We start from the raw sequence: 12,245 nt of genomic DNA on the forward strand, positions 1-12,245 counted from the left end.
CAGACGATATTTTTAGAGCTCGATTTGGACGGCAATATATTGAGTGAAAACAAAGCGAAACTGCAAGACTTTTGGCTCAAAAGCGCCGTAAGCACGGATGATGGAGGCGTTTTAATAGGCGGAGACGCCCATAAAGACGATACCGTCATAATAAAAATTCGCTCCGACCTGCCGCTGGATCAACAAAAGATCAAAAATTTAAACAGATAAACTATCCGCAGGCTACCCACCGCAAAGGCTGCCACGGGTTTAAATTTAATCGTTTTTGCAGCTTGTTTGCAGCGATTTAAAATTTCGTAACTTCGGATATGCAAGCCGCTATTTAATTTCGGCAAGTTTTAAATTTTAAATCTACACGCTTCTTTGCCGCGCCGTTTTAGCTAAATTAACCGCGCGGTCCAGAGCTCGCGAGTGCAAGATGATTTAATTTTACGATCTTAACTCCGCGCGAACTTTAAAATTTAGCGATCAAATTTACTATTTAAAAAGCCTTTTGATCTTGCCGAAAAGCGACTTTTCGCCGCCTGCGGAGGTTTCGTCTTTATGATCTTCTGCGGCGGAATTCTCGCTGCCGCCTTCTATCGTATCGCCGCTGCACGAGACGGAATGCTCGCTGCTTGCTTTCATTGTGCCGCCATCCGCTTCCATCACACTGCCGCTGCCCGTTGCATTGGCGCCGCGCAAGGTAAAATTCTCTCTGACCATCCTAACGCCTCCGCCTGCCTTGCTGCGCTCTATCGCCTCGCCGATCTGCTGCGCGGCGATTTCCGCGTAGATCAGCGCGCCCTGCGTATCGCAATTAAAAAGATTTGAAAACGACTCGGACCTATTAAGATCAATCGGATTGGGCTCAACCACTTCGGTAGCCTCAAGCAGCCCTACTTCAAGCTCTGCGGCAGAATTTAGCGCCTTTAAAAACACGGGCAAATTCTGCGCATAAAACTCATCTACGGCGGATTTAACCTCGCCGTCCGCTTCATAATCGCGCAGCAGCTTCTGCACGCTATCGGCACCAAGATACGCGCCGCAGCAGTAGTTTTCGATGATCTCATTGTGAATTTCGCCGCTAAATTCCGCTAAAAATTCCTTCGGCAAAACCTCGCGCCAATCGCTTATGTAGGGTTTAAATTTTGGATTTTGCTCCGCCAAAAAGCTAAACGCCGTGCCGCGCGTGTAAAAATACTCTCTAAAATAGCCCTGCGCCACGGCGAGGTGAAATCCGTGCGTTTTATTAAAAATGCCCCCTGTGCCGTACTGCAGCGCCGAGCGGAAGCCGTCCGCATATTTCTCCACGTAAAATTCATCCATCCCCGCTTCGCGTGCGATTTTAGCGATAGCCTCAAAATCGCCCTTCTGCGCGAGCTTTAGCGGCTTAAAATACCACTGCGAAATTTCATCTTTGCCGATCGCATGGTAGCTTATGTCGTAACCCACCCTCTCTCCTTTAATCTTTCAGATCGATCTGCGGCTGCCAATACAGCGACTTTGAAACTTTGCGAAATTTCATCGTGGCGCCCAGACCATTTGAGGTGCGGTAGCTAAGCACCAGCTCGTCCTTATCGCTCTTAGGCGCGGTGATCTTGTAGCGGCTCGCCCACGCGATCTTAAAAAGCTCCTTTTGCAAAAGCGGATCGCCGTCGTGCAGCGGCACTACGTTTGCGTTTGCGCCGTTGAGCTGCACCGCGAGGATCTGCACCTCTTTAGGATAGGAGGTGAGCAAAAACACCTCGTCTCCAGCGGCGTTTCTAAGCTCGGGCGCGACTGGATTTAGATAGGTCGCCACTCCCAAATAGCGATCGCCCGCGCGCACCGATTCAAATTTTTGCGTATAAGCAAGAAACTCGTTTTTAAGCGGATCGTGACGGGGATCGTTTGCGGAGCAGGAGTTTAAAAATAGCGCTAGCGCGGCTAGGAGCGCGCCCTTTAGCAGGCCGTTTAGCGCGCCGTTAAAATAAAATTTCTTCATCGATTTTCCTTTGAAATTTTAGGCGCATTTTAACGAATTTTGCTTTTTAAAAGGCTAAATTCGCTACAATCTGCTCATCTTAAAAAGCCGGATTTTAAAAATGAAAAGACTTGTTATCGCATTTTCAGGCCCTTCCAACAGCGGCAAAACGACGCTAATTTGCAAGATCGCTAAAATTTTTATCGCTAGCGGGCTTCGGACTGCGATCGTAAAGCACGATCCGGGCGATAAGGCGCGTTTCGACGTAGAGGGCAAGGACAGCGCCAAATTTAGCGAGCTCGGCGCCGAGACCGTCGTGATGAGCCCGACGCGGACGAGCTATTTTTCGCAGCGCTGTATGCAGATTGACGAGGTCGTGCGGATGCTAGGCGAGTTTGATATCTTGCTCGTAGAGGGGCTAAAGACGCTGCCGCTGCCGCGCATAAGCCTATTTCGCGACAGGATCGATCCGGCGTATCTGCCATTTTCGGACGCGATCGCTTCAAATTTAAGCGGCGAGCAGATGGATAAGTTTTGTCGCGTAAATTTCGACGTTAACGACGCTGCGGGCATTAGCGAATGGATCTTAAAAAACGCCAAAAAAATGTAAAGGAATAAAATGCAAGAGATCGTAAAATCAATCCAAAATATCGCGCTACAAATCGCCGAGGAGCTGAAATACGCGGACTTCGGCTACACCGATCATCACAACAGCACGGGCGATACGCAGCTCAAACTCGACGTAAAAAGCGACGCCATAATCGAGGCGGAATTTCGCAAAAACCCGCTCGTGCGCGCCCTAATCAGCGAGGAAAAAGAGGAAGCGCTAGAGCTTCGAAAGGACGCGCGCCTCATCGTCGCTTACGATCCACTCGACGGCTCGAGCTTGGTGGACGTAAATTTTGCCGTGGGCTCGATTTTCGGCATCTACGAGGATGAAATTTCGCCCGCAAACTTAAAAGCGGCGATCTATTGCATCTACGGACCGCGCCTTGAGATGATCGTTTGCGAGGACGCGCCGAAGCTCTACCGCCTAAATCGCGAGGGCAAATTTAGCTTCATAAAAGATCTACGACTGAACGAAAAAGGCAAACTAAACGCCACGGGCGCGACGCAAAAGGGCTGGAGCGAGCCGCACCGAAAGCTCGTGCGGGCGTTGTTTGATGAGGGCTACCGCCTGCGATACAGCGGCGCGATGGTAAGCGACCTGCATCAAATTTTATTAAAAGGCGGCGGACTTTTCAGCTACCCCGCTACTAGCGACCATCCGCGCGGCAAGCTTCGCGTAACCTTCGAAGTGCTACCGTTTGCGTTTATCTTCGAGCGCGCGGGAGGCGCCACCAGCGACGGCGCGAACGGCTCTCTTTTACAGCTTAAAATCGAGAAAATCCACCAAAGCAGCCCTTGCTTTTTCGGCTCGAAGTATGAGATCGCGAAGATGCATGAAATTTACGGCGGGAAAAACTGATGGCGGATACCGAGAGCAGCGCGCCGCGCGACGTTTACGACGAAATTTTGGATAAAAGCTTAGCCGCGCTACAAGCGTGCCAAGCCGAGCACAATCTCACCAGCTGCCTGGAGTGCGAGAAGCTGCTAGATTGCGCCGTGCGCGATAAATACGTCAAGGCGGTTTATGAGAGCATGTCGCACGGCGCGACGGGGGATTTTTCGTTTTAAATTTGGCTATTGCGATGCGACGAGGGATTTTTACGAATTCGGGTATAAATATACCACCGCCTTCCTCTTGCGTCGCGAGGTTTTCACGAAAATAGCTGCGGCGCGGAATTTGCTCTGCGGTGCAGATTTAATCCGGCGGCGCGCAGGCTCTTGCTTTGCAGTGTAAAAAATTTGCTCCGCTGCGAAACGATAAAATTTACGGCGCGATTTGGCGTTGCGGCGAAATATGCTCTGAGGCGCGCCTGTTTTGCGGGCAAGAAGGTTTTGCGGCGGCCGATAAAATTCAAAATGCGGGCGTAACCAAATTGCGGGCGTGCGGCTAAATTTAAAGCGCACATACGGTTAATTCGGCACGCGGCTAATTGAAGCGGACAAACGTTGATCTCGGGCTCCGCGGTCGGATTTTTAAAATTTGTGGATAAAATTTTAAGATAGGCGGAACGGTGGGGTTATATCCTTCGTTGAGTTTTTAAAATTTACGGATAAAATTTTAAGGCGCGAAATTTCGCTTCGCAAAATTTTATCTGCGATCATGAGCCGTTTATGAGCACAGACACGCGAAATTTCATAAAGCGAAATTTTGGCGGGCTAAATTTTACCGCCGCGATCTTTAAATTTACGCGACTAAAATTTACCGGCTTGCGCGAGCCGCCGTTTACCGCCGATCTAAATTTTGCCTTGTTAAATTTAGCTCACGACTAGAGTGACGGCTCTGCTACCAGCGATGAAATTTAAATTTCGACTTGCGGAATTTAACTCGAAAACTTAGCGGCGCAGGCGAGACGGCAAATTTTACCTCGCAAAATTCGAGCCGTAAATTTAAAACGCAAATTTAAGGCGCGATCTGTGCGTTAAAATTTAAAAACTAAATTTGAAGTCTAGTGAGCGGGTCCGCCGCACGAATGCTCGTATAAATTTCAAGCACATAATGCCCATATTGAAATTTTGCGACTGAGCGTGTATGTGAAGCGCTCGTTAAAATTTCAAAGCCGAGGCACATGCAAGCGCACACGTTAAAAATTTTAGAGCCGAGCTCGCTACGACGCTCGCTTTAAAATTTCAAAGCTAAGGCGCATTACGGCGGCGATTACGTTAAATTTAAAAACCGATCGCAGAGCGCAGAATTTTAGGATCGATCCATTCGCGAAGCTGTGCGCCATCGACCTATTCGCAAAGCCGCGCCCATAGATTTTTTCGCAGCGCCGCACGCCGAAATTTTATAGCAGATTCGGGGAGTACAAGCAGAGGGATGCAACCGTTCGTACAAGGGGTTTTACTGGGGCTGGGCGTTAGCGTGCCGATCGGCCCGGTAAACGTGCTGATAATGTCCTACGCGCTGCGAAGCTACACCAAGGCGCTGTGCCTGGGCCTCGGCGCCATGAGCGCGGATATGCTCTATCTGGCGCTATCGGCGTTTGGCATATCGCAGCTAGCCAAAATCCCGATCGTTTTTGCCTGCATATCGGTATTTGGCGCGTGCTTTTTACTCTACACGGCGTACGCGATCTGGCATGGCGCGACTAGCTCGGTGCAGCCTGCAAGCGTCGAGGCTTGCTCAGGCGCGGCGCTTTACGGCAAAGGCTTTTTGATAAATTTACTAAATCCATACGTCATTATGTTTTGGCTCAGCGTCTCTGCCGGCACCGCGCGAGCAGATTTCGCGCTTGCCCTTGCGGGGCTTGTAAGCGGAATTTTAGCTTGGATCACGCTTTTTCCGCTTGCGATATATCTAGCTCGTAGCAAGCTTCCAAATATAGTAGTGCGGGCATTTGCATATATCTCGGCGTTTATTTTGGTATTTTTTGCACTAAAGCTTCTATACGCTATAATTTTTGCTAAAATTTAAACCAAAGGAAGGCTTATGAAACCGATTGAAATTCTAAAAGAGCTCATCAAATTCCGCTCGCTCACACCTAGCGACGACGGAGCTTTCAACTACGTCTCAATGCTGCTGGCGGACTTTAGCGAGGATAGATTCGAGCTAAACGGCGTAACTAACGCGATTTTTACCAAGCGCTTCGGACAGGGTCCGCATCTGTGCTTTGCCGGGCACATCGACGTCGTGCCGCCGGGCGAAGGCTGGGCGAGCGATCCGTTTGTGCCGGTGGAAGCGGATGGCTTTTTATACGGGCGCGGCGCGCAGGATATGAAAAGCGGCATCGCAGCGGCAATCTGCGCGCTAGCGGCGGCACGCGATTTTAAGGGCACGCTGAGCCTGCTGCTAACCAGCGATGAGGAGGGCGACGGCATCTACGGCACGCGCGAAATGCTTTCTAAATTGCGCGAGCAAGGTGCCCTACCCGACTTCGCAGTCGTTGCGGAGCCTACATGCGAAGTGCGCTTCGGAGATACCATTAAGATCGGCCGTCGCGGCTCGATTAACGGCATCCTCACACTCACGGGTATCGGCGGGCACGCAGCCTACCCAGATAAATGCATCAATCCTGTCCATATTTTAGCGCCGGTGCTTGTAAGTCTTGCGGGGCATGATCTGGATGCTGGTAGCGATGATTTCGCTTCGGCTAAGATAGTCATCACCGACATTCGCGGCGGTTCGCAGGTAGTAAACGTAACACCCAAGGACGTACGCGTGATGTTCAACGTCCGTGGTGGCGTAGGGCTGGGGCTAGAGGACGTGCGAGACTACGTACTGAGGTTATTTGAGCTGGATGCAAAAGATGCGCTGTGCAGCGAAAGCGAATCCTGCGGCAAACTAGAAATGAGCTGCACCGCGCAGCTGCGAGCAGGCGCGTCGCTACACCTTGCGTTAAAAAGCTCCTCAAAGCCTTTTTTAACTCAGCGAAACTCCAAAATCGTGCAAAAACTAAGCGCTAGCGTGCAGAAGATCTGCGGCGCAGTAGCCGAGCTAAACACCGCAGGCGGCACGAGCGACGCGAGATACTTCGCGGAGTTTGGCGTGGAGACGGCGGAGTTTGGCGTGCGAAACGACACGATCCATCAGATCAACGAACGAGTAGAGATTAGTGACGTCGAAAATCTAGCTAAAATTTTTAGCGATCTGATAGAAAATTTCGACTAATTTAGGAATTTGGCAAAGCTACGTAGATTTTCTTCGTTCTACTAAGCTTTGCTGAATTTGCCGGGGTTTTCGCTCGTAGTTGCGTGGCAAATTTTATCTTTGCCGTGCGTCTTACGTAGAAATTTTGCCCTGCTACGCCGCTTTTGCTAAGAATTTTATCTACAGCACGCTCGCCGCTTTTACGATTACTTTGCTATGCAACGTCGATTTCGCAAGAAGTTTGGTTAGGACAATGCCATTTCTGCCAGATTTCGTCCGCTTCGTGGATTTATAGAATTTTACTTAGTCACGTTGCCGCTGAGATAAATTCTGCCCCGCTTAGCGCTTCTGCGCGGATTTTAACCCTGCCTGACAAGCGCGATTAAAATTTTACTTTGCTTTGATACAGCGGCGTGGAATTTTGCCCATACGGCGTAGCGACACAGAATTTTAACCTCTGCAAAATTCCGCCTCAAAACTTGCTATCCTTGCCTCATTTCTACGGAAAGGGCTCAAAATTTTACTGCCTCGCACGCTGCCACACTAAATGCACGCAGGATGAAAATTTATCGAAGGACTTCAGCGCAGAATTTCGCGAGGCTAAATTTTATTACTGCGAAAAATTTTAACCACTCATAGCAAGCGTCTACGGCGCGATAAACTCCAAATTAGGGCTTCAAGCTGGCTTAGCAGGCTTATTGCCAAATTTTAACTACCTTGGTCGCCGTAAGACTAGAAATTTACAAAATCGTTTTATAAAATTTCGCAGCGTCGCGCGGTAAAATTTTAAAATCGGCGCCGTACTTGTAAGGCAGAATTTAACGGAATTTTACTTGCCAAATTTGGCTAGGCTTTCTCTTTCAAAGTTTAGCAGCCACGCTTTGGTAGCTACGCCGCCTGCGCCGCTGTATCCTCCGAGCCCGCCCGAAGCTACGACGCGGTGGCACGGCACGATGATGGGGATTTTGTTTTTGCCATTTGCGCCGCCTACTGCGCGACTTGCGCGCGGTCTGCCGATAGCCGCAGCTAGCTCGCCATATGTTACGATCTCGCCGTAGGGGATCTCTAAAAGCGCGCTCCACACGGACTTTTGAAACTGCGTGCCGTTTTGGCTTAGTTTAACTCTAAAGCTTTTAAGCTCACCCCTAAAATAGGCGCTAAGCTCGTCGGTGCAAAGAGCCAAATTCTTTCTTAAATCACTAAGCTTTAAATCGCGTCCTTTATCGTCCGCTGCACGCACAAAGCCGAATTTAAGCTCTGCGTCGTATTTTTTAAAGATCTCATCATTGGGCCCGCGGACAGAGCTTTTGACCCAGTCGATGCTGCAGATCCCGATCTCATCATCACAAATTTCAAGCATTCCAATAGGCGAATTAAAAAAGGCTTTTTGCATCTCAATCCTTTCAAATTTTTACTGGTTTGATCAAAAAATTTTAAAAAGCGCTTGTTGCGGGCAAGCTAAAGCTCGAAAACGGCGAAATTTTATGCGATAACGCAAAATTTTAAAATTTATACGCAAGGCGCCGCAAAGTCTCTACTCAAACCGCACGAGGTTTACTAAAACCCCATCGAAAACGTCCTGCTTAAAGAGCTTGATCTCGCGCACGATATCTGCGTTATCATCGTCGATGACGCCGTTTTTGACGAGGCTGTCCTCGATGAGCTTAAAGATAGAGGCGTGGTTGCTGACGTCGGAGATACCGCTTTTAAAGCCCATTTCAAGGCGTACTGGCACGCCTATGTGCACGCCGCGCAGGTCCTTGGCGACGTAAAGATCGGCGATCGTGCGTACCATTTTTTTCGCCATTTGGTAGCTCGCCGTGGACGACAAAATATCATTAAGACCGAAATTCTCCATCAAAAGCGGAATACGAACGCGCGCCAAAACCCCTTCGCCAGGCTCGCTCGCGCTCTTTTTCAAAAACGAAATTTTAATCCTATGCGCGATGCCTATAAAGCGCGGCTTAAGCTCGATGAGCCCAGCTCTAGGCGCTTGCGGTAGCGAGATAGGACGCGAAGCGCTTGCAATAGGCAGAGCCTGCAGACGCTCTCGAAGGCTCGCGCGATCTTTCGTAGGCGCTTTGCGCGCAGGCTTGTCATAGAAATTTACGGGCTTAGTCGCAAAAGTTGATTCGCTCCCAAAAGCAGCAGACGCGGGCTCATCACCAAGCGCCCCCTCCGCCATAGAAGAAGCAAACGTAGAATTCCCACCCGTCAACGCAGGCTGCGTGGGTTGCTCAAATTCGGGCACAAATTCATTTCCCGCTTGCGGCGGCAAATTTAAAGGGTACCGCTCTTGCGCGGAGCTTTTCTGTGCTAAATTTTGCTCGGCGGAATTTTCTAGCGCGCAATTTTGCCCTTTTGCCAAAAACGCGGAATTCTCACCGACGAAATTCTCATCTTGAGGCGCGAATTCCAAGGCATTTTCTAAGGCAAAATTTGCGGCACGGCGGCTAGCGAAATTAGCGCTTTGCCCCTTAGAAAACTCGGAGCCTTGAGGCTTGCAATCATTTGCGCACTTTATATCAAGCGCAGAATTTGCGAAAGTGGAATTTTTTGATGCAGAGCCTTGCGCCGTAGAATTTTTACTTCGTAAGTTCGCGCCCTGCTCTGCTACAAACGAATTTTCAACCGTAAAATTCTTTGTTTGCGCTATAAAATTAGAATTTTGCGCCTCAAATGCGGAATCTTTCACGAGCGCAGAGCTTTGCGCGGAAATAAAATTTCGCGATGCAGGAATGAAGCTTTGCCCTTTGGCAGAATTCGCAGACACAGAGCTTTGCGGCATAAAATTTTTACTCCTCGCATTTTCGCTCTCTTCGAAGCTAGCGGCAAGCCCCACGCTCATATCATCCTGCGCAGCGTCATTTTGCAAAATTAAATTCTCGCGCGTCGTATCCCAAGCGGTATCTGCGCAAAATTCCGCCCGAGCTGCGCCATAAAATTCTGCTTGCGAAGCATCTTGAAATTCTGCCTGCGAAGTAAAGCCTTGCGCACTATGGGCGCTGCGCGCAGAAAAATCTCTCTCGCCGCGCCTTGCGTTTGTAGCATACGAAGTCTTTGCCAAGCTGCCGCCAGCCTCGGACGAAACCGCGCCCGAATCTCCGCCGCAAAAGCTACCAAAATCGCAAGCGCCGTCAAACTCCGCATAGCCATCTGCCGCGCGGAGACGATCTGCGCGGGCTTTCTTTTTGGGCGTAGAAGAGAGCGTGAGCCTGCCTGCAAGCTCGCGTCCGCCGGAGTTTAAAATCCCAAAAATTCTAGCTCTAAAACGCTCGAACTGCTCGCCACTGAGCGAAATTTTGTCGTTTAGGCTCTGCACGCCGAAGTCTGCAGCGGTAAAATTTACGATCGCTCCGTCTCTACTCGCGACGCGCACACGACCTTTGACCGAGCCTTTTAGCTTAAAATCGCTGCCTGCGAGAATTTTTTTCATCAACTCCTTCGGATTATAGGGCATTTTAGCGCTCGCCAAAAACCACTTCATTAAATTTAGCGACGAAGCTTAGCGGATTGACGCTCACGCCGTTGATCGCGATGCCGAAGTGCAGATGTGGGCCACTAACTCTGCCGCTCTCGCCCGAAAGTGCGATTTCATCGCCTTTGTGAACGTGATCGCCAAGCGCCACTTTGATCTCGCTTAGATGATAGTACTGCGAATAGATGCCGCCGCCGTGATCGATCACGACCGAACCGCCCGCGTAGTAGCGGTCTTTGGCGATGACTACGACGCCGTCGTTGGCGGCGCGCACCGCAGTGCCTACCGCGGCACGATAATCGGTGCCGCTGTGATAGCTTTTAAGCTCGCCATTAAAGGTGCGGGCATTGCCGAATGCAGAGGTTATTTTGGAGTTTAAAGGCAGCTCAAACGGCGTGGAAAAAAGATAGCGCGGCGTGGTGATCGCATAGATCGCGTTGGCTTCGTCGAGCTCTTTTTTGATACGCGCGGCGGCTTCTTTGGGCGGTTTAACTTTACCTGGAGCGACGCTTAGAGCCTCTTTTTTATACTCGCCCTTTTTCAAAGCGACGATCTGCTCGCGGATGCCGCTTTGATCTACTATCCGCAGCGCGAAATCTCCCTTAGCGCGGTAATTCGCTGCTAAAACGGCGATTTTATCGCTAGAATTTGGAGCTGTAATGAGAGGAATTTGCTTTGAGCCAAAGCTCAACTCGGTTGTGCTTTTATCTAATTTTAAGATAACAACATCGCCGTTTACTATGTCTAAAGCGAAAATTTTGATCGCCAAAAGTGCAAAAATAGCTAGAAATTTCATAAATTTTCCAAAATTCGTTATTTTTCATCAATTTTTTGTTAAAAATTAGCTAAAACAAATGAAATTGCTGTTATAATAACGAAAATTCAATTTTAAAAGGATTAAATGATGAAAAAGTTTTTGCTTCTAGCATCTGTTGCACTTTGCGGTCTTTTGCACGCGGACGTCGTGGCAAATCAAGAGGTTATAGCGGCGACTAACGTTGTTAGATCTTTCGTAGCGGCTAATAACTTCGGCACCGATGAGCGCTATCTGACTAGCGCCAAAGCCGTCGCAATCCTAACCGACGTAAAACGTTTAGCTGCGGGCGCATCGCTACAATACGGCGATGGAATTTTTAGCGTCAAAGGCGAGAACGGCGAGTGGAGTTCGCCGATTTTTATCAAATATAAAGGCTATGGCGTAGGCTTGCAAGCAGGCTACGAGACGAGCGACATCGTGATGATCTTCCATACTACGAAGTCATATCAAGACATTTTTACCGGCACAGACACCCTTGAGATCAATGTAGGTGCTGCAGCAGGCGGCGTAGGTAGAAGAACCGGTCGCGCAACCGATCTGCCTGATATTTCTGCATGGATGGTAAGCCCGGGCGAGCAAACAGGCGTCTACCTAGGCGTATCGATCGACAACGGCAGAATTACTATCGACGATCAACTAACTAACGACTTCTATGAGAGAATTTACGACTACGAGGACATCTTAAATGACTCTCCGCGCGCGAATAAATACGCAAAAAGATGGAAGGAAGTGATGAGGAAGTATTTCACAAACGGCGAGAAATACGGCGCTAGCAGCAGTGCGGCGATACCTGTAAATCACGTGCAGAAAAAATATCCGGACGGCAAGCCGATCATCTCAAACCGCTCTCCTAGAACTCATGCTAAGGCTACGCGAAGCAAAAAGGCTAAAAAAGCAAAATAAATTATCGAGTTAAGCCCCGCCGATGGGGCTTCTTGTTTTGGATTTTGCGTTGAGTTTGTGCAAGAGCGCCTAGATGTGAAATCGAAGCGCATAGGTTATTTTAAAAAGATTTATTGATTCTTTACTAAAGTATTTTATTTAATTTTTATGAGTTATTAGATATATAAGGACCGAATAAAATTTTATGGAATTTAACGAAATTTTTATAAAATTTAATCAGTTTTTTATATTTTTATCACTACAATTATATTTCTTGTCTCGTTAGCTCAGTTGGTAGAGCATCTGACTCTTAATCAGGCGGCCGTAGGTTCGAATCCTACACGGGACACCATCTATCAAATTTTCCCCCTATTTTTAGTTTTTTGATTTTTTTTAAAAGCCCTACATCATGGGTTTTTGAAATTTT

Annotated in this window: 13 protein-coding genes and 1 tRNA gene; 9 read left to right on the forward strand and 5 right to left on the reverse strand. The window is 48.8% G+C overall.

From position 1 onward, the window contains the following. On the forward strand, positions 1-210 hold a 210-nt coding region (locus Q0256_RS06145; RefSeq protein WP_297961189.1), incomplete at its 5' end, for a hypothetical protein. A gap of 267 nt (positions 211-477) precedes the next feature. On the opposite strand, the gene Q0256_RS06150 is transcribed toward Q0256_RS06145, so the two are convergent. Both Q0256_RS06150 and Q0256_RS06155 read right to left on the reverse strand, forming a co-directional pair. After that, complete coding sequence (locus Q0256_RS06150; protein ID WP_297961192.1) at positions 478-1,434, reverse strand: hypothetical protein; 957 nt, start codon at positions 1,432-1,434, stop codon at positions 478-480. Positions 1,435-1,444: 10 nt separating this feature from the next. Further along, positions 1,445-1,966: a hypothetical protein gene (locus tag Q0256_RS06155; RefSeq protein WP_297961195.1), complete on the reverse strand. Its 522-nt coding sequence runs from the start codon at positions 1,964-1,966 to the stop codon at positions 1,445-1,447. A gap of 100 nt (positions 1,967-2,066) precedes the next feature. Here Q0256_RS06155 and mobB point away from each other — a divergent pair, with 100 nt between their 5' ends. The 6 genes from mobB to dapE all read left to right on the forward strand — a co-directional run bounded on the left by mobB (position 2,067) and on the right by dapE (position 6,662). Beyond that, positions 2,067-2,555 (forward strand): molybdopterin-guanine dinucleotide biosynthesis protein B, encoded by a 489-nt coding sequence (gene mobB / locus Q0256_RS06160; RefSeq protein WP_297961198.1) that lies wholly within the window; start codon positions 2,067-2,069, stop codon positions 2,553-2,555. 9 nt (positions 2,556-2,564) lie between these two features. Then, positions 2,565-3,413, forward strand: a complete 849-nt coding sequence (locus Q0256_RS06165) for a class 1 fructose-bisphosphatase (protein ID WP_297961201.1) — start codon at positions 2,565-2,567, stop codon at positions 3,411-3,413. Further along, on the forward strand, positions 3,413-3,622 hold the full coding sequence (locus Q0256_RS06170; RefSeq protein ID WP_295151906.1) for a hypothetical protein: 210 nt from the start codon (positions 3,413-3,415) through the stop codon (positions 3,620-3,622). Before Q0256_RS06165 ends, Q0256_RS06170 begins: the two co-directional genes overlap by 1 nt. A gap of 543 nt (positions 3,623-4,165) precedes the next feature. Then, positions 4,166-4,324 (forward strand): hypothetical protein, encoded by a 159-nt coding sequence (locus Q0256_RS06175; RefSeq protein ID WP_297961204.1) that lies wholly within the window; start codon positions 4,166-4,168, stop codon positions 4,322-4,324. Positions 4,325-4,871: 547 nt separating this feature from the next. Continuing rightward, positions 4,872-5,468 (forward strand): LysE family transporter, encoded by a 597-nt coding sequence (locus Q0256_RS06180; protein ID WP_297961208.1) that lies wholly within the window; start codon positions 4,872-4,874, stop codon positions 5,466-5,468. Between the two features lie 15 nt (positions 5,469-5,483). Further along, positions 5,484-6,662 (forward strand): succinyl-diaminopimelate desuccinylase, encoded by a 1,179-nt coding sequence (gene dapE, locus Q0256_RS06185; RefSeq protein WP_297961211.1) that lies wholly within the window; start codon positions 5,484-5,486, stop codon positions 6,660-6,662. Positions 6,663-7,470: 808 nt separating this feature from the next. On the opposite strand, the gene Q0256_RS06190 is transcribed toward dapE, so the two are convergent. The 3 genes from Q0256_RS06190 to Q0256_RS06200 all read right to left on the reverse strand — a co-directional run bounded on the left by Q0256_RS06190 (position 7,471) and on the right by Q0256_RS06200 (position 10,915). Continuing rightward, the gene (locus tag Q0256_RS06190) at positions 7,471-8,034 is read right to left on the reverse strand and encodes a methylated-DNA--[protein]-cysteine S-methyltransferase (RefSeq protein WP_297961212.1); all 564 of its coding nucleotides are present in this window, start codon (positions 8,032-8,034) and stop codon (positions 7,471-7,473) included. Positions 8,035-8,175: 141 nt separating this feature from the next. Then, positions 8,176-10,077 (reverse strand): hypothetical protein, encoded by a 1,902-nt coding sequence (locus Q0256_RS06195; protein WP_297961216.1) that lies wholly within the window; start codon positions 10,075-10,077, stop codon positions 8,176-8,178. A 25-nt stretch (positions 10,078-10,102) separates the two neighbouring features. Further along, a complete protein-coding gene (locus Q0256_RS06200; protein WP_297961219.1) occupies positions 10,103-10,915 on the reverse strand; it encodes a M23 family metallopeptidase in 813 nt (270 codons plus the stop codon). Positions 10,916-11,023: 108 nt separating this feature from the next. Here Q0256_RS06200 and Q0256_RS06205 point away from each other — a divergent pair, with 108 nt between their 5' ends. Beyond that, positions 11,024-11,839 carry a lipid-binding SYLF domain-containing protein gene (locus Q0256_RS06205; RefSeq protein ID WP_005872227.1) on the forward strand — a complete coding sequence of 272 codons (816 nt, stop codon included), beginning with the start codon at positions 11,024-11,026 and terminating at the stop codon, positions 11,837-11,839. A gap of 255 nt (positions 11,840-12,094) precedes the next feature. Next, positions 12,095-12,170, forward strand: a tRNA-Lys gene (locus tag Q0256_RS06210). Positions 12,171-12,245 lie beyond the last annotated feature (75 nt).

The sequence above is a fragment of the uncultured Campylobacter sp. genome (genome assembly GCF_937949835.1).
GTDB lineage: Bacteria > Campylobacterota > Campylobacteria > Campylobacterales > Campylobacteraceae > Campylobacter_B.